Source organism: Synechococcus sp. N32 (genome assembly GCF_900473895.1).
Lineage (GTDB): Bacteria > Cyanobacteriota > Cyanobacteriia > PCC-6307 > Cyanobiaceae > Parasynechococcus.
Window position 1 is genome coordinate 96,129 of record NZ_UCND01000014.1, and the last position, 24,716, is coordinate 120,844.

The following is a 24,716-nucleotide window of genomic DNA, read 5'->3' on the forward strand; positions in this document are numbered from 1 at the left end:
CATGGCGGTGGGCGTCTCAGTTGGCGGTGACTTCGATGTTCACTTCGTTGAAGCTGCCTTCCTGGTCAATGCGTCCCAGATCCGGAGCGGGAAGACCGGTGGAGGCGCTGATGGCGTCGTTGATCGCCGCCAGGGGAACCTGACCGTTCTGGTCGAGCACAACCCGGCCATCGGGGCCGATCACCACCACCTGCGGAATGGTTCCCGACCAATAGGTGGCTGGATCACCCGCACCCAGGGATTCACGGCCCTGCAGAGGATCGGTGGAGAGGGGAAGCAGATCGATGCTGCGGCCCCAAAGCCGTTGCAGTTCCGACACCACCGGAGCGAAGCGTTTGCTCACGGCGCTGTCGTCCAGGTAGTAGACGATCACTGCTGTGCGTCCCTCAGCGAGGGACTCCTCCAAGGTGCTGGCGGGAGGGACCAACGAGCCATTGCCGGCGTAGAGGGCGTAGATGTTGCCGTCGTAGCTGTCGCTGTTCAACACAGCGGCGGCTGGTGCGACATGGAGCAGCAGCGCGATCGAAACGGTGATCAGACAGCGCACCAAAGCAAGCATCAAGCCGAAGCAGCGGATCGCCATTGTGGACCCAGGGGCCTAACCGCGGCCGAAGCTGCGTCCCATGCCCTGGGCAATGCCCCGCCCCACCAGACCGATGGCGCGCCCCAGCACCTGGGTGAGCAGGATCACAGCAAGGTCGCCGATGCGGCGCACCAGGGCCTGCACCTGGGGTGCGAGGGCATCCCGGGCTTCCAGGAGCAAGGCCACCTGCCGCTGCCACCAACCCAGCTGATTGAGCTCCTTGTCGCGGGGCTCCGTCAGCAGCAGCGGTTCGATGCGACCGGAGCGCAACTGAAACAGGGTGCGCTGGCTTTCGTAGAGCTGAATGGGGCGCTCCACCCAATCCGCCCAGCGCAGCTGGGTGTTCAAACGGTTCCTGAGCCGGTCGAGTTCCCTGGTCGCCAGGAGGGGGTCCCGCAGCAGGTAACGGCGCAGCTCCGGCCAGTCACCACAGGCATCAAGCAATTCGGCACCAATCAGTTCCGCCGTCCTCACCAGCCAATTGCTCACCAAGGTTTCCAGTTGCAGGAAAGCCCGCGGGTCATCGGCCGGCAGCAGCAGGCCGTTCACCAGCATCGGTTGATCGGCCACCAGCGGCGCCAGCATTCCGGTTGGATCGGGCAGCTCGCCGTCGGCACCAGTGAGATCAGCACGGCTGAGCAGCGAAGCCACCACCGGCTGCAGCTCGCCATCGCAGGGGATCTGAACGTAACTGCCGGCCAGGGCGGTAAGGGCCTGCTGGCGCAACTCGGGCTGCAACGAATCCCAGGCCTGGGCGATCGCCGTGCCGTCCTGGCGGCTGCGCAGGCGCTGAAGGACCTGATCAAGCTGTTGCAACAGGGCCAGCAGCAACTCCCGGCGGCGATCCGGGTGCAGACCCTCAATCGCCAGCAGACGGCCGGTGGAATTGGTCAATCCAGCCTGAACCGATGCATCGATGCGGTCGCGGATGGCATCCCATACGGCAACGGCATTGCGCTCGCGCAGGCTGATCGCCGTGGTGGTGGGTGATCCATCGCTGGACACGGAGGGGCCCAGGGGTTCTGCATGCTCGAGGCCCATCTGCAGCGGTCCCCAGAGCCAGAGCAGCAAGCCCTTGGCGAAGCGCAATTCGCGGCGGCGCCCCTGCAGCAGCAGGAACAGCAACGGCTGCTCCGGGGGCGGATTGAGCAGGGCCTCCACCCGTTGCAGGTCGCGGCTCACCTGCTGCAGGCCACTCACCAGCAGCCACTGGCCCAGGCCCATGGTCTGCTGCTGGCTTGGCGTCTCCGATGCAGCCTCCAGGCGAATGTCCCGTCCGCCCTGCAGCAGGGTTTCGATGGCGTTCTGCAGGCCCTGGGCATCAACGTTTTGAAGCAGGCCGGCCGCCGGCAGCTCCAGCAGCTGTTCCCGCGACAGGCGTAACTCGCTGGGCAGCAGCAGCAGAACCGGGGCGGGCTGCCAGCGCTCCTGCAGAGCGAACAGCTCCTGCTGAAGCGACGCCAATGAGGCCACGGTGTCGATCGACCAGATCACCAACGCCGGGGCACCCGTCAGGCGCTCAGGGCGAAGCACAACCTCCCAATCGTCCCGAGCGGAGGTGAGTTTCAGCGCCAGCGACTCCCCGAGCAGATCCGGAGCGAGCAGCAACATCCGCACCGGCGAAGGGGAGACCAAGGGTTGAACCCGAAACAGTTGGGCTCAAGGTAACGAGCTTCTGCTCAGTTCTCCAGGGTGCGCCGGCCGTTCAATTGCAGGGTGTACGACTCGATCCGAAAGCCGGTGCGCTGTTCGATCTGACGCAACAGGTCGTCGGGGAGAACAACATCGATGTCTTCGATCGAACCGCTGTCCAGACAGGTGAGATGGCTATGGGGATCGCTGCGGTAGCCGTAGAGGCGACCACTGGCGCGGTCGAGACACTCGATCACCCCAGCCGACTGCAGGGCTTCGAGGTTCTGATACACCGAGGTGTGGCCGATGCTGCGGCCCCTCAGATTCAGCTGTTCAAAGATGTCGCGGGCGCTGAGGTGGCTCTTCTCGCTCCAGAGCAGGTCGAGCACCATGCGCCGCTGACGGCTGAGGCGCATCCCCAGCCGCCGGCATTGCTCAAACACCTCCTGCAAGCTGCCCGCGGGGGACGGCGTGCTGCTCTTGCCAGCGGCTGCACTTACCACAGAAGGGGCCTGCTGCTTCAACCATAAGGCCCTAGGCCAGCTCAGGCGATGTCTGCCGCCACGGCGGTGACGTCTTGAAGCCTTGCCTCGCCCAACGCGGCGATGGCCTCCGCCAGGTCGACACGGCCGTCGTAGAGGGCTCGGCCAACGATCACCCCAGTCACACCAAGGGGCTCCAGGGGCAGGAGCGAGAGCAGGTCGGCCATGCAGCCGATGCCACCGGAGGCGATCACCGGAACGGCGCTGCACTGCGCCATGGTTCGCAGGGCCTCCAGGTTGGGGCCAGCGAGGGTGCCATCGGTGGCGATGTCGGTGGTGATGATCGCCGCGATGCCGGCGGCACTGAACTGCTTGGCCAGATCGGTTGCCAGAACATCGCTCTGCTCGATCCAGCCCCGGGTGGCCACCCGGCCATCGTTGGCATCAATGCCCACCACGATGCGGCCGGGATGGCGTTGGGCCAACTCCTGAACCAACTCCGGCTGTTCAATCGCCACCGTGCCGAGGATGACCCGATTCAGGCCACAGGCGATCAACTCTTCGGCGCGCTCGAGCGAGCGCACACCACCACCGAGCTGAACAGGGATGTCGAGGGCGGCGGTGATGGCCCGCACCGCTGCGTCATTGATCGGCTCACCCCGTTTGGCGCCATCGAGATCCACCAGGTGCAAACGGGTTGCCCCCTGGCTCTGCCAGCTGAGGGCCTGCGCCACAGGATCCTCACTAAATCGGGTCACCTGGTCGTAATCCCCCTGGTGAAGCCGAACACAGGCTCCATCGAGCAAATCAATGGCGGGAATGATCTCCATCGGGGTCGGACCAGAGACCCTCCATCCTGCAGCGCCACGCTTCAATGGCTGCGCTTTTCGGGCCCAAGTGCATGAAGATCCTGGTGATGGGGGGAACCCGCTTCGTGGGCCGGCCCCTGGTGGCCCGCCTGCAGGCCCAGGGCCATGCACTCACCCTGTTCACCCGCGGCAAGAATCCCGTCCCCGCCGGCGTGGAACACCTGTGTGGCGATCGCAGCAGCGATGAAGGCCTCAGCGCGCTGCAGGGCCGCAGCTTCGATGTGATCGTCGACAGCTCCGGACGCAAGCAAGAGGACAGCAGCCGCGTGGTGGCCATCACCGGGGCCCCCAGCCATCGCTTTGTGTACGTGAGTTCAGCCGGGGTGTACGCCGATTCGGAGCAGTGGCCCCTGGATGAATCCAGCCCCACCGATCCGCAGAGCCGTCACGCCGGCAAGGCCGACACCGAGGCCTGGCTGCGCAAGGAGGGCATCCCCTTCACCAGCTTCCGGCCCACCTACATCTATGGCCCGGGCAACTACAACCCAGTGGAACGCTGGTTCTTCGATCGCATCGTTCACAACCGCCCGATTCCGCTGCCCGGTGACGGCAGCACGATCACCCAACTGGGCCATGTGGAGGATCTGGCGGAAGCAATGGCCCGTTGCATCGAGGTGGATGCTGCCACCAATCGCATCTACAACTGCTCTGGCAAACAGGGCATCAGCTTCCGGGGCCTGATCCGCGCCGCCGCCGTGGCCTGCGGCCGCGATCCCGATGGCCTCGAGCTGCGCAGCTTCAACCCCAGCGATCTGGACCCCAAGGCCCGCAAGGCCTTCCCGCTGCGGCTCAATCACTTCCTCACCGACATCACCCGGGTGGAACGCGAACTGGCCTGGCAACCCAGCTTCGACCTGGCCAAGGGCCTGGCCGACAGCTACAGCAACGACTACGCCCTGAACCAAACCGCCTCGCCCGACTTCAGTTCTGACGAGGCGCTGATCGGGGCGTGATGTAGCCCAGAGCTGAGCTCAGAGCCAGGGCGAGGGAGGGCCAGAACAGCCACCAGCCCAGGCTCTGAAGCCCGGCAGCAGCGATCCAGCCGGAGGGCCAGAGCATCAGCAGCAGGCTGAGGAACTGAAGGATCGTCTTGGATTTGCCCGACAGCGAAGCCGGCCCACCATCACTGGCCTGGGAGCGCCAGCCCGAGATCAGCAATTCACGGGCCAGCAACAACCAAACCGCCCAGAGCGGCAGCACAGCGGCCGACGCAAGCCAGAGCAACGGTGCCGCGATCAGCACCTTGTCGGTGAGGGGGTCGAGGCGGGCGCCCCAGCTGCTGCCACCCCCGGCGCGCCGGGCCAGCCAACCATCGGCCGCATCACTGAGCCCGGCCAGCAGCAGCAACCACCAGGCCCAGTCCTGCCAGCCGAACTGCAGGGCAAGGATCAGCGGGAAACCGGCAACGGCTCGCGCCACGGTGAGCCCGTTGGCAATCGAACGCAAAGACAGAAACAACGCTCAGAATGTGAGGAGCTGAACCTTGATCATGGTCCTGCAGCTGACGGTGGCTGATGTGATGACCCAGCCGGTGCTGACGGTCACGCCCGACACCCCGTTGCAGCAGGCCGTTCAGATGATCAGCGACCACCACGTGAGTGGTTTGCCGGTGGTGAATGCAGAGGGGCGTCTGATCGGCGAGCTGACGGAGCAGGATCTGATGGTGCGGGAGAGCGGTGTTGACGCCGGCCCTTACGTGATGCTGTTGGACAGCGTGATCTACCTGCGCAATCCCTTGAACTGGGACAAACAGGTGCACCAGGTGCTCGGCACCAAGGTGAGCGATCTGATGCGCAAGGACTCCCACAGTTGCGATACGGCGTTAGCTCTGCCCAAGGCGGCATCCCAGCTGCATGAACGGGGCACGCAACGCCTGTTTGTTCTGGACGTCAACCAATGTCCCGTCGGCGTGATCACCCGGGGAGACGTGGTGCGTGCCCTCGCCGCCCATCAAGCCAGCTGATTCAACTCATCGTTCGTTTTTTCCTTTTCCACGCCGATGCTGCGCTCCTTACTCATGGCCTGTGTGCTGGTGGTTGTTCCCCTGCAAGGCCATGCCAACCCCACGGCAGAGACCGAGGAAATGGATTTCCTGGACTTGGTGGATGGCGAGGGCAACGTGCTGATCCAGGCCCAAGGCGTTGATGCCGTTAACGCCGAAGCCCGGGCCCAAGGCCTGGCTTTTCCAGCCCTGGGGTACTGGTCTGTAGAGGGTCACTGCTTTGTGGAACCTGCTCCAGGCGACTGCAACGGCGTGTTCAAGCGCTAAGGGCGTTCCGCCGTTTGCGATACCGGCGCAGGCGGCACGCGGTTGTCCACGCGCAACGGCGAAAACAACACGAGGTTGCCTGCCACCAGGCCGGCGGTGACAACAACAGCCGCGAGAACCTCTAAGCCTTCCGATGTTTTGGGTTGCATGCTTCGAGCATGCGCTGCTGGGTTACCCATGGCGAGGCCTTGTTTGGCTTTCAACGTGTGCGAACAAACGGAGTCAGTTGATACGTCAACCGTCGAACCAGGAGCGTTACGACGGAGCAGTTGATGCGCCAAATCCTGTGTCGCTCATCTCACGATTTCACGACGACACAGGTGATGTGCCTCCGATCAAGTTCAAGACCGGGCATCAGGGAAAGGAGGCAGAACGCCTGACACGATTCATCTGGAATAAAGTGATTCAACTGCTGCTGGCCGGCAAGGAGCTAGAAGCCAACTCGCTGTTGGAAGAATTTGATGAACCACCGCTTTGGGACGACCCACTCGACTGACAAGCCATGGGAACTCCACTCAAGCAATGGCTTCAGCTGGTGGGCTGGGTGCTGCTCGCCACAACCCTGATTTGCTTGAGTGCAACCGGGGTGTTCTGAGTTGAGCGATTACCCCCCCAAAGAGCAATCAATCTGACCTGCAAAATCAGTGATCAAGAACATCAAAAATCAATCCGGTATGACTTGCTACATCGATCCCAAAGTCTTCCTTGAATGCATCAGCGAAGGCATCCAATTGGATTTTTGATTGACGCATGCATTGATTGAAACCAATGGCTTCGTATCAAATCACGATCACCACATCGGAAGGCTCTTCCAGCTTTGCCTGTGCCGACGATCAATACATCCTTGATGCTGCAGAAGAAGCTGGTGCTGATCTGCCCTATTCATGCCGAGCCGGTGCCTGCTCCACCTGCGCAGGCAAGCTCTCGAGTGGCTCTCTGGATCAGTCGGATCAGAGCTTCCTGGACGACGAACAGATCGCCAAAGGCTTTGCCCTGCTTTGCGTGGCTTACCCAACAAGTGATTGCCAGATCAAAGGAGAAGCAGAAGAAGAGCTCTGAGCTCAATAGCCCCATCTTCGAGATTCAAGTCCGGAGACTGCCGCTGGGGAACAATCAACGCCTGTTCCCCCTTTTTTTTGAGCAGTTCCAAACCAGTCAATTCCGCAAGCACCTGTTTGGCCCAGGTTGAATTCACCAAGCAAAAGGCCGCCAATATCGCCATCACTCTCCAGTTGATTTGCACCTGCACTGAGCGGAAAAGCCACCTTCCAAGGTCGTGGCTTCGCTTGCCCAGCAAGGCTCTTCTTCAGGCTTAGACACCAAAGAAAGCAAGGACTGCTTCTAGGGCTCCGAGACCCAGCAGAAAAACACCAGCGAGCAAAGCAAAATCTTTTTTGGATTTAGCCACAGATGCAACGGTTGCCCCGACGAACGCCAACAGAGCGAACCTAAAGAGAATCGGAAGAGCGAACATTGCGAAGGATGTACATCTCCGATGAGTTATGTAAACCCGCTGCGGTGCAGGGAGTTGATGGCTTGATACCAACATTGAGTTTCGTAATTCCTCTCAAAAGAGGTAATCAGGATGACGAAAGTCGACCCTCCTAAAAACTGCTCTGGCTCTGCCCAGCGAAGCGGCCCGCGTAGTGCTCTTCACCATCCATGCGCTGAAAGATGAACTGACAGATCAGTGTGCCCGGCACCACCGCCAGTGGAGCCGGACCGAAGTTGCTCATTTCCAGCACCTGCTGACTGTCGATCCCCGGCCCCATGAACGGTGCACTGATGTGCACCATCAGCCCCAGACGAGCAAAGCGACTGCGGCCCTCAAGCCAACCGCAAAGGCCACGGCCGAGCCGGACCCGTTCGCGGGTGATCCCCAACACGGTCTCCCCCGGCATGATCAGGATGTGCCCGCCCTCGGGGATCTCCAGCTTGTCGGTGCATTCGCGGTAGTCGGTGTGATCCCGCACTTCGATCACTTCATGCACCTTGCGGAACACCCGAAATGTGGACCCGAGGGTGAGGTCCACCGATGCCGGCCCAACATGGTCGGCATTGAAGGGCGTGATTGCGATCAGGCCGTCGTCAATCGCTTGAAGAATGGCCTGACGTCCAAGCACCGTCATGGGTCAATCCCTTGCTGGGCCATGAGTATGGACAACTCAGACGCCAGGGTGCTCAAACAAAACTGTCGACCGTTCTGACTCGCTCAGCTCGGCAACGTCTTGTTTCTGAGGCTGCTCAAGCGGTGGGGCGTCGGGAAGCCGGAAGGCTTTTTCGAGGTCTGTCTTGATGGCACCAAAGGGGTAGGTCATAAAAAAAGAGGACCGCCCACAGCCCCCTCGAACGACTTGACGACGCATCACTGTGCCTCCGTTACATTAGTCAACAAAGTTTTGTAACGAGAGTCGTGGCCTTCACAACCCAAGACCTGCTCATCGCCTTCGGCAGCTTCGGCATGGCCCTCTTCGCCTTGAACCTCTACAAGCTGACCAAGCCGGCCAACGGCTGATCAGACCGGACACTTGAAAACCTTCAGCCGTCGCCCCTCATCGGTTTGAACGTGCCCTAACTGGACGCAACCCATCTCTGCTGGCGGCAGCCGAGACCCGATGTGGGTCGTGAAACGCTCTGTGCTCTTCGCCCCAGTCGCCAACACCAGCGCACAAGAAGCGAGTGAGAGGAGAGCCGTGAGCAGCACTCGCATCCGCAGGCGATCACAAGGGGTTCCATTCTGCTCGGGTGAACCCGACGGTGGTGAGCCCCGGAGAAAAAATGCCTTCTTAGGCTTGGCTGGGGGGAGCAAGCCGATGGACAACACCAGAGAGCCGGCGGGTCATCTCAGCGCGATCATCGGGATTGGCCTCCTGCTCATTGGCCTCGTTGTCCTTGGAGTGGTCCAACAGAAAGCCTGGAGCCATCAAGCGGAACTCACAAAGCGCTTTGAAGCATGCATGGAGAGCGCACCCTTCAAACAGGCTCTAAAGGTGCCGCAGCCAGAAGCTGTGCTCAGTAACGAACAACTCCAGGCCCACTTTGACGCCTTTGATCAGATGGTCAAAGAAACAGGTTTACCGCCAATCTGGAATGGCAAAACCTTGGTGCCCTGGAAGGACTACCACAAAAACTCGATTGAATTTGCAAGCCAATGCCATGGCCAACTGGGCATCGATCAGCCTCAACGGCAATTGAAGGGCACCTACGCCAAACCCGTCTGGGATCCGAACTCTCCCGTCTGGCGGCAGGCTGATTGATGAGCAAGCGTCGGTTCAAAGGGCTCTACCTGCAAGCCACCGATGATCCCTGCTGCTTTTCTTTTGTGACCTACACACCACAAACCAGAGAACAAATGCTGGCTTGTGGGGATCTGGATGAAAGCGAAGAATATTTCAATCCAGTGATTTTTGATTTCCTGCTGTTCGCCTCAGAGGCTGCCCTCGGAGCACCAGCTGGCAACCCCTTCCCCATCACCTACGACGACGTTTCAATCATCACATCAAGGCAAAGAGGCTCAGGCATTCAGCACGAATATCTGATCAGATTCTTAGAGCACGACTGGAATGCTGCAAAGCAGTCTGCAGTGGATCAACTCCAAGAGGTGTTATCGAGTGAGCGATGGAATGGAGCTCGGCTCAGGGATTGGCGCGATTGAAACAGCATCAAACCGCCAACGAACAGCCGAGTCCTTTAGCTTGCCGGCTTCAACAGCTCTTCCCATGATTCCAGAGCCCCACGAGCCCTTTGACATCAACCGCAAGGAGGACTCGATCTTCCTGCTGGGTTCCATGTTTACGGTGATTTTCCTCTTCCTGCTCTAAAGAGAAGAGACTGATCCTCAGCATCAATCAAAAAGCACCTGCTCGAATCGAACAGGTGCTTTTTGTGATTAATTAAATATCAAAAAACCGTTGGTTGCCAGTTCAATCTCAGCGGCGCGGCAGGCTCACTTGATACATCGTGTCGTCAACTGGTTTCCACTGCACAAGGTGGAGCCGGTCGATCTTGTTGTTATCCAAACAATCCCAGATTGTGGCTCCGGACAGTGTTGCCATCGACCACACATCGCCCTGACTCTTCATCTGCTTGCGGTTGCGATCTTTCCATTCCGTCCAGTTGATTTTTGGGTATGAGCCAACCTGCTCACTCAGAATCACCACCGTGAATTCCACCGAACGCGAACCAAAACCGGCCGGAACTCTAAGTTGCTGAACTGCAATTGCATATCTCAGCCCACGGGTTTGCGCCAGATCCGCCACACCAGCCAGCCCGTCACCCCGAGCCAGAGGAACGCCACAGCCGAAAGGATCGGCACGACGATCAGATAGCTCCACACCCCCAGAGCCACCCAGGCGAGCAGAGACGTGATCAACGCCTTCTGGAAGTTGTTGGCCTTAGCGAGACGTTGCTGCAAAAGAGATCTCACGCTGTTGCTCGATGCTCCATCCCTTCCTCTAGCCACGGATGCCCTCAGCGACCGCAACGCTGAAGCCCTCCTGGGTCCAGAGGCGGAGCGAATAACGCGAACCATGCAGCCATGCCACGGCCCCGTCCGGAGCCATGGTCACGTTCGCCAGTCCGCCGCCCAGCCCTAAACCCGCTGCCTTCAACACAGCCTCCTTCGCCGTCCAGGCCTGAATCAGCGTCCAATGCTCCAGGCAGTCCGTCGCTTGAGCGGCCGAAGCAAACATGCGCCGCGTCAGCAGGTCAGACGCCACACGCAACGGCCGGTCCAGCGCCTCCACATCGATGCCAATCGGATCTGGCCCCACCACGCCGATGCTGAGGGAGCCGGTGTTGGAAATGCTGTGGTGCAGCGGGGAATTGCGCAGCTGCGGCTTGCCGTAGATCGTGCGGCCGATGTCATCCGCAGCAACCATCTGGCCTGCATCGGCGAACAGCCGGCAGGTGAGGCTGTCGCTCAAGGCCCGCTGCTCAGCGCGCGTTGGGGGCTGAGCGAGATGGGCCACCAACACCCGACGTTGCGTGCTGGGGATCGACCACCAGGACCAAACGGCATCCAAGCTCAATCCTGAACAGGCGGCACGGGCACCGGCGGCAGGGGCGGCAAAGCTGGCGGCGGCATCACCGATGGGGCTGGCTCATCCAGCAGAACCTCGGCGGGGTTGAGCATCGGCTCATCGAGCACAATCGGCGGCGGCAGATCGGGGGGCAACGGCACAAACAGCTGCGGCTCTGTCCAGTTGTCATCGGAGCTGGCATCTGAGCTGTCATCGGAACCGAGTTCAGCCGGCTCCGGCTCCCGGATCACAGCCTTTGGCTCGCGCAACACCAAAGGATCCGCCGTGATCGGGGGTTCCCTCAGGGGTGCACGGTCCAGATCGACGCTGCGGTCGTCGGCATCCGCGGGCAAACCCGGCTTGGTGAGGTTGTTAGCGGGCCCCCAGATCATCCGAGCCAGGGGTTCCACGCCCTGTTCCATCACCCGGTTCAGGCCCGCCAGAGCGCGATCGGCGAGGTGATTGCCGAAGGACGACACACAGTCGAGCGGGCCATCGCAACCTTCATCCAGCGCCAGCTTGGGCGTCAGCGCCGCAATCAGATTGCCCTGCAGGGGGATCTGGCGGGGGCTCAACCGCAGCAGGTAGGGCACATGCACAAAGCTGGTGGCACCGCCACTGATCCAGTTGGCGTCTTCTTCGGTGAAGCCCTTCACCCCAGGGATGATCAAACGACTCTTCGAGGCATGGTCGGGCATGTAGGCCGCCAGATAGCCCCGGCGACGGGCGAGGTCTTTGGTCTGCTCGAGGGTGAGGCCATCACGGCTCATCAGCACCTCCATGTGGCCGTCCTGACGCAGGCCCATCACCATGCGGATCCGCGGCAGGTAGTAGCGGATGCGCTGGCCCATGCTGATGCTGTAGGCCCCCTTGTAACTCTCCGGCGGAACCTCGATGTCGTTGTAGAGGCTGTGCAGGCCGCCGATGAAGGTGTCGTAGGTGCGGCTGCGCTCATCGGTGAGCTCCCCGTAGCCGAAATCAATGCTGCCGTCGTGGCGGATGCCGACGAAGGCCCGTTGGCGTGACGCCGAGCGGTTCCGTCCGCGCCAAACCTGCTTGCCGAATTTCAGATCCCCCAGGGGAACCGTGATCTCGCGGCCATCGTCGTCCACATGGCGCTCGTACATCGGGCCGGACACGTAGGCCAGGGCAGCGCTGTCCTGGTAGGCGTCCTGTTCGCGATCCCAACCCTCCAGCAGCCCGAAGCGCACCCTCCGTGGGTCGAGGTCCAACGCGTAGACCTCATCGTCGGGGATGTAGCGGAACGGCCCAGCATCCCGGCCGCGCTGCTGGGCCGAACGAACAGCTTGCTCCTGCAGCTCGGAGCGCTCAGGTGCCACAGGCGCCAAGGCGATCAGGCCGCCGAACACCACAAACGGCATGGCCAGCAACAGCCAGCGCTTGCGCAGACGGATCCTGCGCTTGGGCCGGGGTCGGGGTCGCGGCGCTGCAGGCTGAGTCACGCGACCCTTCGCTCTCGGTTGTTGGGGATTGGATCGAACCAAGGAACGATGGAGCCTTCGGCCACCAGCCATTGCTGGTAACGCTCGCCGCAGTCATGGCCTCCCGTCAACTGCCCGAACGAAGGAATCACCAGACGCGGCCCATCCGGATCAAAGGCGAAGCAGGGCAAACGCAACTGGTCGGAACGGCTGCGAATCCGGGTGGTGGGGTGCAGGTGACCGCACACGTTCAACAACCCCGGCTCCGGCACCCGTTCGGGCATGTGGCTCAACCAAAGATGGCCCAGACGCTGAGAAGGCTGCTGAGGCAAGCCTTCAATCCAGCTGTCCTGGTCATGGTTGCCACCGATCAGCACCACCGGGCAACCACAGAGATCGGGCAGCGCCAGCAGGGTTTCGCGCAGGGAAGCGGTGATGCCGATCCGGGCATGCACGAGATCACCCAGCACAAACAACCGCTGCGGTGACCAAGCATGGCAGAGCTCCAGCAGCGGATTCAGGGTTCCTTGATCCCCATCGCTGGGCATGGGGATGCCATGGGCCTGGAACACCTCGGCCTTGCCGAGATGCAGGTCGGCAACAAACAGCTCCTGACCCTCAGCCCGCCACAGGGCCCGCTGGGGCAGGAACGTGAGTGGGCTGTCGCCCCAGGACCACTCAAATGCGGTCATGAACGGTGCAGATCGCAGATCTGTAGCGCTGGCTGGATTGGATGACTGACGTCGTGCCGCAAGCTTCGGGGGCCTCCAGAAGACTCATTGTGGCGCGGAGCAAGGGTCCACACCAGGTCGCGAGTTCAACCCTGTGCACGCTCGAACAACGCTTGAGCCTGCTGGAAGAGGAAGGCCGTTTCGAATGTGCCTACGCCCTGAGGATGGAAGTGGCCGACTGGCTGCTTGGGGCGAGGGATGCCAACCTGAGCGCACCATCGTTGACCTGACTCTTCCATGACCATTGCCCTGCTGATCGCGCTGGCGGGTTCCCTGGCGGCAATGGCCGTGATCGTGCGTCGTCTGGAACAGCGCTGATGCGAGGCGTCCGGCGCTGGTCCGTCGTTCTCGCGCTGGCCTGCTTCGGCAACGCACTGCCCCTGCAGGCCAATCAACTGAAGGTGGGGATCAGTGGATCGGCCCCCTTCGTGATCAAGAACGGCGATCAGCTCAGCGGCATCAGCCTCAACATCTGGCGCCGCGTCGCCGAAGACAACAACCTCAGCTACGAGCTGTTGGAGCAGCCCTCCCCCAAAGCCGGGATTGAGGCGGTGGATGACGGCGAGATCGACGTACTGGTGGGCCCGATCAGCATCACCTCACGCCGCCTGGCCATGCCGGGCATTGACTTCACCCAGCCCTACTACCTGGGCAAATCCGGGGTGTTGCTGCCGATGCGCCCGCCCTCGATCCTGAGCCGCGTTCAGGTGTTCTTCGGCTGGGCGGTGATCTCCTCGGTGCTGGTGCTGATCAGCGTTCTGCTGGTGGTGGGCAGCCTGATCTGGCTGGCTGAACGCAACCGCAACAGTGAGCAATTTCCGCGGGATTGGCTACCGGGCATCAGCAGCGGCATGTGGTTCGCCCTGGTGACCTTGACCACGGTGGGCTACGGCGACAAAGCGCCGATCACACGAACCGGCCGGGGCATCACCGGTGCCTGGATGGTGATCTCCCTGATCGCGGTGTCGTCCCTCACCGCCAGCCTTGCCTCGGCGTTCACCCTGTTCCTCTCCGGTGCCACCGAATCAGGCATCAGCGCTCCTGCACAACTGAACGGGCGTCGGGTTGCTGTGGTGGAGGGCACCAGTGGCATGGAGCTGGCCCAACGCGGAGACATGCGGATCGTTAGCGCCACCAACCTCAGGAGCGCCGTTCAACTGTTGGTTAATCAGAAGGCTGATGCCTTGATCTTTGATCGACCGGCCATTCGCTACCACCTCAAAAACAATCCCGATCTCGCCCTGCGCCTCGCCCCCTTCAGCCTTTCGGAAGAGACCTACGGCTTCGTGATCAAACCGGGCAGCCCCCTGCGCACGCCCATGGACGTCTCCATCCTCAAATTGCAACGGCAGGGGAAGGTTGCAGCCATTGCCAACCGGCTGCTGGATTGAAACGGAAACCTCAGCCCAGCGGGCGATGACGACGCAGGGCCTCTTCCAACAGATAGGCGGCCAGATTGCCGCAACTGCGACCTTCAGCGAGGGCATGACGCTTGAGGTCATCCATCACCCCGCGGGGCAGGGTGACGTTGATGCGCTCGGAGCCGGCGGCGTCCGCCACCGCAGCAGTGCTGGGAGCCGCGGCCTGGCCTTCAATCCGCTGCTGCAACTCCTGAACCAGATCCTGAAGGAGAGACACGATTTCGTGAAAATATGCTCACATAAAATAAACGATATCGTGCTAGACAAGATTGCGTAATCTTGGACACACTTTATGAGGCGCCATGCAATCCCTGCCGCTGAAGCTTGCTCCCGGCAGTGATCTGCGCCTCAGCCTCGAAGAACTGGCCCAGCGGGACGGCATCAGCGGCTTTGTGCTCGGCGTGGTCGGCAACCTGACCAAGGCGTCGTTCCAGTGCCCCGGCCAGGCAGAGCCCACCGTGCTGGAGGGCGATCTTGAGGTGATCACCCTCAATGGAACCTTTTCCCCCGAGGGCGTGCACCTGCACCTGAGCCTCTCGGATGGGGCCTGTCAGGTGTGGGGAGGCCACCTGGAGCCCGGCACGATCGTGCAGAAGGGCGTCGATCTGCTGATTGGCGTGCTGGAGCAACGCGAAGGCCGCCCCGAGCGTCAGACAGCAGCAGCAGCTCCAAGGATTGAGATCGCCGTGCTGCCGGGATGCCCCTGGTGCAGCCGCGCCCTACGCATCCTGAGAACCCTGGATCTGCCCCACACCGTCACTACCATCAACGACGACGCAGCCTTCCAGGCCGTGCAGCAGCGCAGTGGGATGACCACCTTCCCCCAGGTGTTCATCGACGGATCGGTGATTGGTGGCTACGACGATCTCGCCGCCATGCAAGCCGCCGGTGAACTCGACGCCCTCCGCTGATCAGCCGGAGCAGAAGTCTCTGGAGCAGCCACTCTCGGCACAGCCACCGTTCTGGTCGATGAAACCCTGGTGGTGCCAGCCCTGGTCGATCCTCTCCACGGGAATGCTGATGGTCGGCGGGTCCTGGGCGCTGCTGCACCGCCTCTGGATCAGCCTTCCCCTGAGCCTGGGCGTACTGGCCTGGTGGCTGCTGTTTCTGGTGCTCGTGCCCGCCGCCTACCGGTCGGCCGCAGATCAGGCCTGACGTGAGGCTTCACGGGAGCGCTGCTTCTCATCCAGCAGTTCGCCTTCCAGTTGCTCGATCAAACGACTCACCAACGCCTGAAATTCCGGCTGGCAACCACGAAACGCCGCTTTGTGACGGATCGGCTCGTTGCGCATGCGCAGATCCGTGAGCATCAGCTGCAGCGAATCGATCCGGGCGTTGGAAGTCATGAACTGCGTCGGCGTTCCAAAAGGAGGTTATGACGCAGCTGCTTCAAAGCTCCAGCTCCCGCAGCAGACTGTTTTGCGTCTCCCGGCCGAGGACGGCATGGGCCGCCATGGCACCACTCGCCGCGACGGGTGGAATGCCGATCCCGGGGAAGGTGCTGGCACCACACAGCCAGAAATTGGCCAGGGGCGTCGTCACGCCCGGGAAGAGACCTTCAGCTGCTGAAAGGGCAGGGCCATAGCTGCCCTGATGAACATTGAGGAAATGGCTGTGGGTCAGCGGCGTTCCCTCCATGATCAGCTCACAGCGGTCGCGGATGTCGGGAATACGGCGTTCCAGCACCCGCCAGAACACAGCACATCGCTCCTGTTTTCTCTGCTGATACGCCGCACTATCGCGCTCCAGATCAGCCCAGAGCTCCCAGGGTTCGCTGGCCGGTGTGTAAGCATGCAGCACATGGCGACCGGCCGGTGCCATCGAGGCATCCAACACCGACGGAATCGACAGCACCACAGCATTGCGCTCGGCGTCGATCCCACGCTCCCAGTCGTCGACCCAGACGGTGTGGATCGGCAGATTCTCCAGCCCCGTGGCATCAAAGCCCAGATGCAGATGCAGGAAGCCGTTGCAGGCCGGCGTGGCCTGGCGCTGACGCTGCCACTTCGGCGCCACGGACTCCGGCAGCAGAGCCAGGGTGGACCAGATGTCGGCATTGCAGATCACCTGCCGCGCCGCGATCTGCGTTCCATCGGCCAACGTCACACCCACCACACGATCCCCCTCCACCCGCAGCTGCTGAACCGCCTTGCCGGTGTGCAGGCTGCCGCCGTGAGCTTTCAAGCCACGCACCAGGGCCTCAACCACCGCTGCACTGCCGCCAACGGGATAGTCGAGATGGGCATCCGGCTCAAACCACTCGCCGAACAGCGTGGCCATGGCTGCGGCGTTGGTGTCTCCCATCGGCATGCCGCTGATCAGGAAGGAGAGCAGATCCACCCAATGGCGCAGGAAAGGATCGCTGAGGTGACGATCCACCAGGGGCCCAAAAGAACCGGAGAGGTGACGCATCGCCGCAAGATGCGGCAGCAGACGTCCACCGCGCTTCAGCAGTTGCGCCATGCCATCCACCCCAGGCCGCAGGGCCAGCAAGGGCAAAGCATCGGCAGCGGCGGCAATCGGCTGAAGCGCCTCCACAAAACGCCGCCATTCGGCGGCCACTTCGGGGCCGCGCAGGCTGCGCACCACGGCCTCAAAGTCGTCGTGCCCAACGGCGATGCGCAGATCCCCTTCCGGCAACAGCACATCCCAGCTGCGATACGGAATCACCTCCACGGTCTGCCCCAGCGCGCGCAACACCTGGGCCAGGGGATTGCTGCTTGGCCAAGGCCCCAGGCCACTCCAGAGGGATGGACCGGATTCGAAGTGATACCCCTGGCGTTGAAAGCCATGGGCGGCTCCACCGGGTTGGTGATGGGCTTCCAGCACCAGCACCTCACGGCCGGCGCGGGCACACAAACCTGCGGCACAGAGTCCGCCGATGCCGCTGCCGATCACCAGAACGTCGACGTCGCTTCTGATCATCCGCTCAGCATCCGCGTCATCATTGTGGTCATTGGCGCAAGACGATGCGCACTCGACTGCTGCTTCCCCTGCTGATCCTGGCCTTGGCCTGGGGGCAGGAGCTGATCGACCAACTGCTGTTTGCGGGGCAGTGGAACCTGCCGATGGGGCCAGATCAACCGTGGTGGGGGGTGATCACAGCGCCATTCAGCCATGCCGGCTTCGGGCATCTGATCTCCAACAGCCTGGCGTTTCTACCCCTGAGCTGGCTTGTGCTCAGCCGGGGGATGCGCGATTACCTGAGCGTCTGGCTGTCGGTGCTGCTGATCAACATTCCGGTGGCCCTGTTCTGGCCCGCCCGCAGCCATGGACTCTCAGGCGTGGTGTACGGACTGCTGGGATACCTGCTGCTGATCGGCTGGCTGGAACGCCGCATCCTCTCCATCGCTCTGGGCCTCGTGGCGTTCTGGCTTTACGGCTCAGCCCTGATCGCCTTGATCCCCGGTGTCTCACCCGCTGGCGTCAGCTGGATCGGCCACAGCACAGGATTCATCGGCGGCCTTGTGGCGGCTCTTGCGGTGTATCGCGAGCCCACTGCCAGGTGAAGACAGCCAATTGAAGACAGCCAGTTGAAGACAGCTGATTGAACACCTCCAGTTGAACTCAGCCCTCGGCCAGAACCTCATCGAGAAACGCTAAGGGGCGTTCCATGGTGGCGGAGTAGCCGAGCAGGCTTTGATCGCGGTGGCAATAGATCACGCTGTCATCGGCGTCGAGCAACACGGTCGCGCCGCGCTGGGTGATGTAGTCGTCACAGGGCACGTAGGTGCGCCAGTTGCGGAGCACTTCATTCATGTTGCGCAAACGCTTGGTGGCGAGCTCAAACGGTCGCTGGAACCCAGCACCACCGGCCTGGCGGAACAGAGCCCCCCGGAAGCGCGGCAGAGGAAAGGCTTCAACCCACTCTTCGTCGTCGAAGATCTGGGCCGCCGAGCGATCTCCGGTGTAGCCGCGCAGCACCTCGCGCAGGGTGCCCGGCGAACCCACGCCGGCGCACATCAGCAGAAAACCAGGCCAGGGCCCACCGGGGAGCTTGAGGCCGGCCTCCAACCCCAGGGCCTGATGCAGCTGGGGTGATGGATCGGCGATCAGCTGCTGCAGGGGAAACCCTGTGAAGGCCGCGAAGCGTTCGGCACTGGCGGCGTTGCCAATGCCGAACAGCTGAACCTTGACCCCAAGCGCCGCCAACTGGGGCAGCCTTGGCACCAGCGCCTGGGCGTATTCGATCGAGTCGAAATCCCCCAGCTGGCCCTGCACAACAACAAGGCGCTTGCAGCCGCTCTCCATGCCGGCAACTCCGGCCAGCCGTAGCAGCAGTGGGTCGAGTTGGATCATCCCGACAGGCTGACATTTCGCCTCCGAGAACGTGGATGGCGCTTGCGCACCGCCTGAGAGACTCAAATCAAAGGCAGGGAGCAGGTGGGCAAGAAATCTGGCTTCACAAGTGCTGAGATCGAGGAGATCAAGCGTCTGTATCTGCAGGAGGGGCGATCGATCCTGCAGATCCCAAAGATCCTGGGCAAAGGCAGCGAAAACTCCGTGCGCAACGCCCTGCACAAGGCCCGGGTCAAGCATGCACCGGAGGAACGCACCAAGCTGGAGCGATTCAAGCCCGATCAAGTTTTTGGCAACGTCACCCTTTTAAAGCGACTCAAAAAAGCGAAAAAACTGAAATTCCATGCCCGCTGCTCCTGTGGCTACGAATTTGACGTGGACCCATTCCGGCTGACGCTGCCGGAACACCACAAAGACAGGATTTCTGCATGCCAACGCTGCAGCAAAGCGCAAACAGAGGAGCGCTCCAAGCCTTAAGCCTGAGAGAATCAATCAAGACAAGTTCAACAGCGCACACAAAACCAACAAATATTTCAACGGCTTCACATCAACAAACACAAAATCCCACAAGTCGAATCAATCCCTTTCTCCTACCAGGACAGGGTTAAGAGCAGAACTTGTATCAAGCTGAAGCAGTCTTAACAATGACTAAAGAGCAAGGTATCAAGCGGAACCTTGCTGCATTCGGGTGAGAACGTAGAACTCAACAAGTTTTTACTCATCCCTATTCACTCCATGGAACTCACTTTCTTGGGCAACAAATATGCAAAAACAGAAGCAGTATCGACGCGGCCAACAATCCAACTGAAATACATGGGCAAAAGCTATCGGGCTGAACAGATCAAATCCGTTCGCAATAGCGTTGCTCTCACCTACCGCGGCGTTTCCTACTCCAAAGTCTGAGAAGGCATTGGACTTGGGCACTGAGAATGCAACCGACATGACGGCATGACGCCGCAGGATCGGCAAAAATGGCGCGATGAGAGTTCTGATCACAGTCCTGATCGCGTCCTGTGCTTTGGCCTGGCCTGCGAAGAGTGCGGAACCGATCCCCCTCGTGGTGGTTCCCTTCGATGCCGCATGGGGGTCGCGACGTCTTCCCGTTCAGCCCGCAGCGTTGTTGCCGCCACCTCCAATCCCTGGTCCGACTCCAGCCAGCGAAGCCAACGCTGCACCAAGGCCGCAACGCCAACGCTGGTGCCGGGGTGGCTGTTGAACTCAGGACGGCTGTCACCTGGAAGCGTTCTGTGTAAACCGAAAGGAGAAGCCCCCCCTTCCGGCCCTAACGATGCGAAACGCAACGCTGTTGATGGCCAGCCTCCTTCTGGGATCCATGGCTCTTGCCGGTGGCAAGCGGGCCACAGCCCAAGGGCCGTCCGAGCAGTTCGCCACCGCTGAGGCGATGCGGGTGATCCCGAAAGGGGCAACGATCACCAACACCACCTGCAAGAGCATTGATGTGGGAGCCAGCAGCCGCTATCAGTGCACCATCACCTACAGCCCCTGAGCTGATCGATGAAAGGCTGGCGTGCTGCGTGTTGGTGCCTGATCCTGTTGGGGATCCCGGCTGCGGGGCGCGCTGAATTTGATCAGTGTCGCTTGATCGACCAGGTGCTGAATCGCCTGGGCAACGCCATGGCCATCAACCGTTTGATCATTGCGGAAGGCAAGGACAGCACGGCTGTCGCTGCGGCGAGTGATGCTCTGGCCGAACAGAACGAGAGCTACCGGCGCACCAAGCGCCAACGCGCCAAAGCCGGCTGCGATGGCTGGCAACGGGACTGACTAACTGACTGGCTGGCTCACTGGCTCACTGGCTCACTGGCTTACGCCAGGCAAGCTAGTGAAGCGCTGATCGAGAGACCTTGGCCGTTACCGTCTGCCAGAACTGCGGAAGCCGCCGGTTTCGTGCCGACCGATCCATGGCCGGGCGGCTGGTCTGTCAGAACTGCGGCCTTGCGGCCGGTAGCCGAGCTGCACGGTCCACACCGCACAGCAGGCGGCGCAGCAACGCAAAACGCTGGCTGGTGATCCTGCTGATCGCGGTGATCGTGCTGGTGGTGGTCACGTCGTGAGCAACTGCACCACCTCAGCGGTGTTCGCCGACAAAGGTTTGGCGGCCAGCTGGTCGATGGCCTGACGCATGACCTTCTGGCGCTCGGAGCCGTAACTGCCGCAGCGACTGAACACCTTGGCCATCCGTGATGCGGTGATCGGATTGCGGGAGTCGACCGCTGCGATCTGCTCCGCCATGAACCGGTAACCACTGCCATCGATGGCGTGAAACGCCTGAACATTGGCGGTGAATCCACCGAGAACAGCGCGAAGGGAATTGGGCGCCAAGGGATCGAAGCGCGGGTGCTCCAGCAGCTGTTGAACGCGCTCCAACGCGTTGGACCTGGGGGCTGATGCCTCCATCGCAAACCAGGCGTCCAGGATCACGGGCTTGTCTTGCCAACGGTCGTAGAACAGCGCCATCGCCTGCTCACGCTCAGCACTTTCCTGCGGCAGCAAGGCCCGCAGGGCTCCCCGTGCCAGGGTCATCGTGGGGCCGGAAACAGCAGCCAATGCCTCCGCTTGAACCGTGGCATCACCAGCCGCGACAAGCCAGCGCCAGGCCAAGGCTGTCAGGGCCCGGCCGCCCTGACCCGCCGGCCAAGCCAGGGTCCAGTCAGCCCGGGCCAGCTCCAGCAGTCGACGCAGGGACGACTGCAGTTGAACGCCCATCTCCTGGGTCCACGCCCGGAAGGCTTGATCCAGCGCCAGCGGATCCACCGGGGATTGCAACGCCTCCAGTTCCGCCATGCCCGGCAGCGCCAGCAGCGCCGCCAGATCCATGCCATCACCACCGTCGTAGGCACAGATCCGCTGATCAAGGGCCTGAATCAGCGCCGCTTCCACGGCAGGCTTCGGCTCGTTTTCAGCCCGCGCCAACAGCACCTGGCGTGCCAGGCGCTGGGCCGCATCCCAGCGGCAGAACGGGTCATCATCAGAAGCCAACAGTTGCAGGCACTCCTCCAGCGGCTGCTCGAGACGCACGTGCACCGGCGCCGAGAAGCGGCGCAGCACCGAAAGGGCAGGGGGGGTGTCGCCAGGCTGGCCCTGCAGGGTGATGCTGGCGCGCTCAGCCTCCATCACCAGAAGCTGCTCCTCACCAACACGGCCTTGCTCACCCACCAGGGCCATGGCAACCGGCAGCACCAGGGGCTGTTTGTCCGCCTGCCCCGGCGTCGGAGGCGTCGCCTGGTGCAAGTCGACCGTGAGCTCACCCGATTCGGGGTTCCACTGCCGATCAATGCTGAGTTCCGGTGTTCCTGCCTGGTGGTACCAGCGCTTGAAACGGTCCAGATCAAAGCCCAGCGGCTCGCCCTGGCTGGTGGCACCATCGGCGATCGCCTGAACGAAGTCTTCCGTCGTGGCGGCCGTGCCGTCAAAGCGTTGCACGTAAACCTCCATTCCCTTCATGAACCGCTCGGGTCCCAGCAGGGTGCGCAGCATGCGGATCAATTCCGCACCTTTTTCATAGATGGTTGTTGTGTAGAAGTTATCGATCGCCTGGTATTCCGCTGGCTTCACTGGGTGGGCCGTCGGGCCAGCATCCTCACGGAATTGGGTGTTGCGCAACATCGCCACATCCTCAATGCGCTTCACCGCCTCCGAATGCAAATCTGCGGTGAAGCACTGATCACGGAACACCGTCAGGCCTTCTTTGAGCGACAGCTGGAACCAATCCCGGCAGGTGATGCGGTTTCCGCTCCAGTTGTGAAAGTATTCATGGGCAATCACACTTTCGATGCGTTCAAGTTCTGCATCGGTGGCTGTTTCCGCATCCGCCAGAACAAGCTTTGAGTTGAAAATATTCAGACTCTTGTTTTCCATCGCGCCCATGTTGAAGTGTCGGACGGCGACGATGTTGTATTCATCCAGGTCGTATTCAAGGTTGTAAACCGATTCATCCCATTGCATGGATCGTTTCAACGAAGCCATGGCATGGGCCGTGAAGGGTTCATCCCCCTCCTCCACATGCAAGCGCAGGGTGACCTGGCGGCCCGACGCCGTTGTGTAGTGATCACGAATCTCCCTAAGGTCTCCGGCCACCAGGGCGAACAGATAGGAGGGCTTGGGGAAGGGGTCATCCCACGTGACCGCATGACGATCAGCGCCGACGGATTCCTCCTGAACCGCATTGCCATTGCTCAACAGCACAGGGCAGCTGCTGCGGCTGGCCTCAATCCGCACCTGCCAGCGGCTCAGCACATCCGGACGATCAGGGTGCAGGCTGATGCGCCGGAATCCCTCGGCCTCGCACTGGGTGCTCAGCAGACCACCACTGGCGTACAGGCCTTCGAGCGAACTGTTGGAGTAGGGATCCAGACAGCAACGGGTTTCCAGCACAAACGGCTGGCCCGGAACGTTGGGGATGGTGAGACGTCCGTCGGCAAAGCTGTACTCCTCGGACGATAAAGGCGACTGGTCGATCACCAGGGATTCGATCGCCAGATCAACGCCGCACAGCACCAAGGGCTCTCCAGGCCGAAGCGGTTCAAGGCTGAGCCTGGAGGCAACGAGGACATGGTCGTCCTGGATGTTCACGTCCAGGGCGATGGAAGGGAGTTCAAAGGCCCACGGCGTGTAGTCCGCCAGACGAATCGAAGCAGCTGCAGTCATGGCTGAACCACGCGAGGACCGAACGATCCTGACGGACGACGCTCAAAACCGGGACGTTTCAGCCAAGCTGCCGACCATCAAGCAAGCAACGGCATCAGAGCAGAGGAACAGACACAAGAAAACTCCTGACCTCAACAGGCCAGACGTTTTCAATCGTTAGGGCCTGGGAAGATCTTATTTTTTCGAAGGCTTCAACGAAGCAGCAGCCTTTTCAAAGCGTGCTTTTTCTGCAGCGGGAACTGATTTAGGGCAGAACTTCAGCGCACCACCAACGATCATGAATCCTGCATTGTTGAGAAATTGCTTCTCAGGCAAAGGGTCTTTGGTGCCGGGAAGCAAACCACCGTGCTTGCCATAAATGACATGCAACTGACCAGCAAGAGCCACGGCCAAAGACTTGTTGAACTCGATCTTCTGCGCCCTCGCCTCACAGAAGGTGGCAATCGACATCACGCCATAGGTGTTGACCTCCATGGCCGTGGCAGGAGTGGGCTTGTCCTTGGAGGCCTGAGCTTGAGCCAGAGCCGTTGCCGGTGACAGCAAGGGGGCAGCCAGCACGAGAGCTGCGGCAGCAAATGAACGACGAATCACCTTGGGTCCCGGCAGCGTCAAATTTTTCGCAACTTACCGCCCATGCCAAAGCTGGCCGAAGCTCAGGCGCGGTTGTTGAACTGGGCCATCAGCACAACGGCGCCGTTTAGTCGTCCTCGATCAGTGGCAGGGGATCGGACATTCGAATCTCATGGTGGTGCTCAACGATCGAGAGATCACCGTTCTCCCAGCTGTAGATGGCGCGGTAGCGGTAGCGATCCTGATCGACAAGGCGAATGTGCTCAAGGATGTCCCACTGCTGGTAGTGGGATTCGAGGATGGTTTCGTGCTCATCCACCTGACGCAGCCGGGTGCGCACCGGGTCTCCCGTCAAATAACCGCGGCTTCTCTGGAGTTGATGGCCCCACAACGTGGCTTCCATCACGCCACTACGTTCAAACCAGGGCTTGCGGGCAAAGAATTCGTCGGAATGCTGGTCCTCCTGGTCAGACCACCAGCTGAAGCGGTAGCGGCTCTCACCCACCTCGGGGTGTGCGAACGCCTCCATTTTCAGGTTCATGTCCAAATGGAGAACCTGGTCGTCACTGAAGGTGTATTGCCGCCGGGAACGCCACAAGCCCAGATTGCGGCTGAACCAGCGGCGCAGGTTGCTATCCACCTGAATCGAAGGCTGGGCAGCCACTCCGCCGGGAACGGTCAGAGGAACACGGTTTTGCGCAGAAAAAAGCGACATGGACCGCGTCAATG

Annotated in this window: 37 protein-coding genes; 17 read left to right on the forward strand and 20 right to left on the reverse strand. The window is 61.4% G+C overall.

All coding sequences use genetic code 11. The features are described from left to right. Positions 1-16 precede the first annotated feature (16 nt). The 4 genes from DXY35_RS07775 to hisA form a co-directional block, all read right to left on the reverse strand. Entirely contained in the window at positions 17-583 is a 567-nt protein-coding gene (locus DXY35_RS07775; protein WP_114987936.1) for a thylakoid membrane photosystem I accumulation factor, read from the reverse strand. 15 nt (positions 584-598) lie between these two features. After that, the gene (locus DXY35_RS07780; protein WP_115081826.1) at positions 599-2,194 is read right to left on the reverse strand and encodes a DUF3685 domain-containing protein; all 1,596 of its coding nucleotides are present in this window, start codon (positions 2,192-2,194) and stop codon (positions 599-601) included. Between the two features lie 68 nt (positions 2,195-2,262). Further along, positions 2,263-2,631 (reverse strand): Fur family transcriptional regulator, encoded by a 369-nt coding sequence (locus DXY35_RS07785; RefSeq protein ID WP_226424454.1) that lies wholly within the window; start codon positions 2,629-2,631, stop codon positions 2,263-2,265. 128 nt (positions 2,632-2,759) lie between these two features. Beyond that, positions 2,760-3,527 (reverse strand): 1-(5-phosphoribosyl)-5-[(5-phosphoribosylamino)methylideneamino]imidazole-4-carboxamide isomerase, encoded by a 768-nt coding sequence (gene hisA, locus DXY35_RS07790; RefSeq protein ID WP_115081827.1) that lies wholly within the window; start codon positions 3,525-3,527, stop codon positions 2,760-2,762. Between the two features lie 71 nt (positions 3,528-3,598). Here hisA and DXY35_RS07795 point away from each other — a divergent pair, with 71 nt between their 5' ends. Further along, positions 3,599-4,519 (forward strand): NAD-dependent epimerase/dehydratase family protein, encoded by a 921-nt coding sequence (locus tag DXY35_RS07795; RefSeq protein ID WP_115081928.1) that lies wholly within the window; start codon positions 3,599-3,601, stop codon positions 4,517-4,519. On the opposite strand, the gene DXY35_RS07800 is transcribed toward DXY35_RS07795, so the two are convergent. Next, entirely contained in the window at positions 4,488-5,024 is a 537-nt protein-coding gene (locus tag DXY35_RS07800; RefSeq protein WP_115081828.1) for a CDP-alcohol phosphatidyltransferase family protein, read from the reverse strand. The genes DXY35_RS07795 and DXY35_RS07800 overlap by 32 nt on opposite strands. Before the next feature lie 31 nt (positions 5,025-5,055). On the opposite strand from DXY35_RS07800, the gene DXY35_RS07805 reads away from it, so the two are divergent. From DXY35_RS07805 to DXY35_RS07820, 4 genes are all read left to right on the forward strand, one after another. Continuing rightward, positions 5,056-5,529, forward strand: coding sequence for a CBS domain-containing protein (locus DXY35_RS07805; protein ID WP_115081829.1), 474 nt, complete (start codon positions 5,056-5,058; stop codon positions 5,527-5,529). A gap of 36 nt (positions 5,530-5,565) precedes the next feature. Next, positions 5,566-5,835, forward strand: a complete 270-nt coding sequence (locus DXY35_RS07810; protein ID WP_170950556.1) for a hypothetical protein — start codon at positions 5,566-5,568, stop codon at positions 5,833-5,835. A 133-nt stretch (positions 5,836-5,968) separates the two neighbouring features. Then, positions 5,969-6,331 (forward strand): hypothetical protein, encoded by a 363-nt coding sequence (locus tag DXY35_RS12690; protein ID WP_170950557.1) that lies wholly within the window; start codon positions 5,969-5,971, stop codon positions 6,329-6,331. A 272-nt stretch (positions 6,332-6,603) separates the two neighbouring features. After that, a complete protein-coding gene (locus tag DXY35_RS07820; RefSeq protein WP_041435043.1) occupies positions 6,604-6,894 on the forward strand; it encodes a 2Fe-2S iron-sulfur cluster-binding protein in 291 nt (96 codons plus the stop codon). Between the two features lie 2 nt (positions 6,895-6,896). On the opposite strand, the gene DXY35_RS12455 is transcribed toward DXY35_RS07820, so the two are convergent. The 3 genes from DXY35_RS12455 to DXY35_RS12695 all read right to left on the reverse strand — a co-directional run bounded on the left by DXY35_RS12455 (position 6,897) and on the right by DXY35_RS12695 (position 8,759). Further along, positions 6,897-7,100 (reverse strand): hypothetical protein, encoded by a 204-nt coding sequence (locus DXY35_RS12455; protein ID WP_137006731.1) that lies wholly within the window; start codon positions 7,098-7,100, stop codon positions 6,897-6,899. Positions 7,101-7,439: 339 nt separating this feature from the next. Continuing rightward, positions 7,440-7,964: a dCTP deaminase gene (dcd, locus tag DXY35_RS07825; protein ID WP_115081831.1), complete on the reverse strand. Its 525-nt coding sequence runs from the start codon at positions 7,962-7,964 to the stop codon at positions 7,440-7,442. A gap of 657 nt (positions 7,965-8,621) precedes the next feature. Next, positions 8,622-8,759 carry a hypothetical protein gene (locus DXY35_RS12695; protein WP_170950558.1) on the reverse strand — a complete coding sequence of 46 codons (138 nt, stop codon included), beginning with the start codon at positions 8,757-8,759 and terminating at the stop codon, positions 8,622-8,624. Between the two features lie 33 nt (positions 8,760-8,792). Between DXY35_RS12695 and DXY35_RS07835 the strand changes: the two genes are divergently transcribed. Next, positions 8,793-9,092: a hypothetical protein gene (locus DXY35_RS07835; RefSeq protein ID WP_115081833.1), complete on the forward strand. Its 300-nt coding sequence runs from the start codon at positions 8,793-8,795 to the stop codon at positions 9,090-9,092. Then, positions 9,092-9,490: a hypothetical protein gene (locus DXY35_RS07840; protein ID WP_115081834.1), complete on the forward strand. Its 399-nt coding sequence runs from the start codon at positions 9,092-9,094 to the stop codon at positions 9,488-9,490. Before DXY35_RS07835 ends, DXY35_RS07840 begins: the two co-directional genes overlap by 1 nt. A 274-nt stretch (positions 9,491-9,764) precedes the next feature. Here the strand turns inward: DXY35_RS07840 and DXY35_RS07845 are convergent, their stop codons facing one another. The 5 genes from DXY35_RS07845 to pdeM form a co-directional block, all read right to left on the reverse strand. Continuing rightward, entirely contained in the window at positions 9,765-10,094 is a 330-nt protein-coding gene (locus DXY35_RS07845) for a hypothetical protein (RefSeq protein ID WP_371681755.1), read from the reverse strand. Next, positions 10,064-10,261 carry a hypothetical protein gene (locus DXY35_RS07850; protein WP_115132105.1) on the reverse strand — a complete coding sequence of 66 codons (198 nt, stop codon included), beginning with the start codon at positions 10,259-10,261 and terminating at the stop codon, positions 10,064-10,066. The genes DXY35_RS07845 and DXY35_RS07850 overlap by 31 nt, the downstream gene beginning before the upstream one ends. Positions 10,262-10,289: 28 nt before the next feature. Then, on the reverse strand, positions 10,290-10,859 hold the full coding sequence (locus DXY35_RS07855; RefSeq protein WP_115081835.1) for a 4'-phosphopantetheinyl transferase superfamily protein: 570 nt from the start codon (positions 10,857-10,859) through the stop codon (positions 10,290-10,292). A 2-nt stretch (positions 10,860-10,861) separates the two neighbouring features. Beyond that, positions 10,862-12,238: a hypothetical protein gene (locus DXY35_RS07860; RefSeq protein WP_371681759.1), complete on the reverse strand. Its 1,377-nt coding sequence runs from the start codon at positions 12,236-12,238 to the stop codon at positions 10,862-10,864. A gap of 77 nt (positions 12,239-12,315) precedes the next feature. Then, positions 12,316-12,990 carry a ligase-associated DNA damage response endonuclease PdeM gene (pdeM, locus tag DXY35_RS07865; protein WP_115081837.1) on the reverse strand — a complete coding sequence of 225 codons (675 nt, stop codon included), beginning with the start codon at positions 12,988-12,990 and terminating at the stop codon, positions 12,316-12,318. Between the two features lie 356 nt (positions 12,991-13,346). Between pdeM and DXY35_RS07875 the strand changes: the two genes are divergently transcribed. After that, positions 13,347-14,420 carry a transporter substrate-binding domain-containing protein gene (locus tag DXY35_RS07875; RefSeq protein WP_115081839.1) on the forward strand — a complete coding sequence of 358 codons (1,074 nt, stop codon included), beginning with the start codon at positions 13,347-13,349 and terminating at the stop codon, positions 14,418-14,420. A 10-nt stretch (positions 14,421-14,430) separates the two neighbouring features. Here the strand turns inward: DXY35_RS07875 and DXY35_RS07880 are convergent, their stop codons facing one another. Continuing rightward, the gene (locus tag DXY35_RS07880) at positions 14,431-14,667 is read right to left on the reverse strand and encodes a CopG family transcriptional regulator (RefSeq protein WP_115009451.1); all 237 of its coding nucleotides are present in this window, start codon (positions 14,665-14,667) and stop codon (positions 14,431-14,433) included. 85 nt (positions 14,668-14,752) lie between these two features. Between DXY35_RS07880 and DXY35_RS07885 the strand changes: the two genes are divergently transcribed. Next, positions 14,753-15,361: a PCC domain-containing protein gene (locus tag DXY35_RS07885; protein ID WP_115081840.1), complete on the forward strand. Its 609-nt coding sequence runs from the start codon at positions 14,753-14,755 to the stop codon at positions 15,359-15,361. Then, the gene (locus DXY35_RS07890) at positions 15,339-15,605 is read left to right on the forward strand and encodes a DUF6737 family protein (protein WP_115081841.1); all 267 of its coding nucleotides are present in this window, start codon (positions 15,339-15,341) and stop codon (positions 15,603-15,605) included. The genes DXY35_RS07885 and DXY35_RS07890 overlap by 23 nt, the downstream gene beginning before the upstream one ends. On the opposite strand, the gene DXY35_RS07895 is transcribed toward DXY35_RS07890, so the two are convergent. Continuing rightward, positions 15,596-15,796, reverse strand: coding sequence for a hypothetical protein (locus DXY35_RS07895; protein ID WP_114988545.1), 201 nt, complete (start codon positions 15,794-15,796; stop codon positions 15,596-15,598). The two genes, DXY35_RS07890 and DXY35_RS07895, sit on opposite strands and share 10 nt — an antisense overlap. 43 nt (positions 15,797-15,839) lie before the next feature. After that, positions 15,840-17,375: an NAD(P)/FAD-dependent oxidoreductase gene (locus tag DXY35_RS07900; RefSeq protein WP_115081842.1), complete on the reverse strand. Its 1,536-nt coding sequence runs from the start codon at positions 17,373-17,375 to the stop codon at positions 15,840-15,842. A 44-nt stretch (positions 17,376-17,419) separates the two neighbouring features. Between DXY35_RS07900 and DXY35_RS07905 the strand changes: the two genes are divergently transcribed. Beyond that, a complete protein-coding gene (locus DXY35_RS07905) occupies positions 17,420-17,959 on the forward strand; it encodes a rhomboid family intramembrane serine protease (RefSeq protein WP_115081843.1) in 540 nt (179 codons plus the stop codon). A 58-nt stretch (positions 17,960-18,017) separates the two neighbouring features. Here the strand turns inward: DXY35_RS07905 and DXY35_RS07910 are convergent, their stop codons facing one another. Then, on the reverse strand, positions 18,018-18,749 hold the full coding sequence (locus DXY35_RS07910; protein ID WP_115081844.1) for a peroxiredoxin-like family protein: 732 nt from the start codon (positions 18,747-18,749) through the stop codon (positions 18,018-18,020). A gap of 84 nt (positions 18,750-18,833) precedes the next feature. Here DXY35_RS07910 and DXY35_RS07915 point away from each other — a divergent pair, with 84 nt between their 5' ends. From DXY35_RS07915 to DXY35_RS07935, 6 genes are all read left to right on the forward strand, one after another. After that, complete coding sequence (locus tag DXY35_RS07915) at positions 18,834-19,226, forward strand: hypothetical protein (protein ID WP_115081845.1); 393 nt, start codon at positions 18,834-18,836, stop codon at positions 19,224-19,226. A 258-nt stretch (positions 19,227-19,484) separates the two neighbouring features. Continuing rightward, positions 19,485-19,652 (forward strand): DUF4278 domain-containing protein, encoded by a 168-nt coding sequence (locus DXY35_RS07920; protein ID WP_136987602.1) that lies wholly within the window; start codon positions 19,485-19,487, stop codon positions 19,650-19,652. 76 nt (positions 19,653-19,728) lie between these two features. Continuing rightward, positions 19,729-19,965 (forward strand): hypothetical protein, encoded by a 237-nt coding sequence (locus tag DXY35_RS12465; RefSeq protein ID WP_137006733.1) that lies wholly within the window; start codon positions 19,729-19,731, stop codon positions 19,963-19,965. 93 nt (positions 19,966-20,058) lie between these two features. After that, complete coding sequence (locus tag DXY35_RS07925; protein WP_244273020.1) at positions 20,059-20,256, forward strand: hypothetical protein; 198 nt, start codon at positions 20,059-20,061, stop codon at positions 20,254-20,256. An 8-nt stretch (positions 20,257-20,264) separates the two neighbouring features. Then, positions 20,265-20,534 carry a hypothetical protein gene (locus DXY35_RS07930; RefSeq protein ID WP_115081848.1) on the forward strand — a complete coding sequence of 90 codons (270 nt, stop codon included), beginning with the start codon at positions 20,265-20,267 and terminating at the stop codon, positions 20,532-20,534. An 80-nt stretch (positions 20,535-20,614) separates the two neighbouring features. Beyond that, positions 20,615-20,824, forward strand: coding sequence for a transcriptional regulator (locus DXY35_RS07935; protein ID WP_115081849.1), 210 nt, complete (start codon positions 20,615-20,617; stop codon positions 20,822-20,824). On the opposite strand, the gene pepN is transcribed toward DXY35_RS07935, so the two are convergent. The 3 genes from pepN to DXY35_RS07950 all read right to left on the reverse strand — a co-directional run bounded on the left by pepN (position 20,814) and on the right by DXY35_RS07950 (position 24,702). Next, positions 20,814-23,417, reverse strand: coding sequence for an aminopeptidase N (gene pepN / locus DXY35_RS07940; protein WP_115081850.1), 2,604 nt, complete (start codon positions 23,415-23,417; stop codon positions 20,814-20,816). The two genes, DXY35_RS07935 and pepN, sit on opposite strands and share 11 nt — an antisense overlap. A gap of 174 nt (positions 23,418-23,591) precedes the next feature. Next, the gene (locus DXY35_RS07945; protein ID WP_244273022.1) at positions 23,592-23,891 is read right to left on the reverse strand and encodes a cAMP phosphodiesterase; all 300 of its coding nucleotides are present in this window, start codon (positions 23,889-23,891) and stop codon (positions 23,592-23,594) included. Between the two features lie 223 nt (positions 23,892-24,114). Then, the gene (locus DXY35_RS07950; protein ID WP_114988554.1) at positions 24,115-24,702 is read right to left on the reverse strand and encodes a hypothetical protein; all 588 of its coding nucleotides are present in this window, start codon (positions 24,700-24,702) and stop codon (positions 24,115-24,117) included. Positions 24,703-24,716 lie beyond the last annotated feature (14 nt).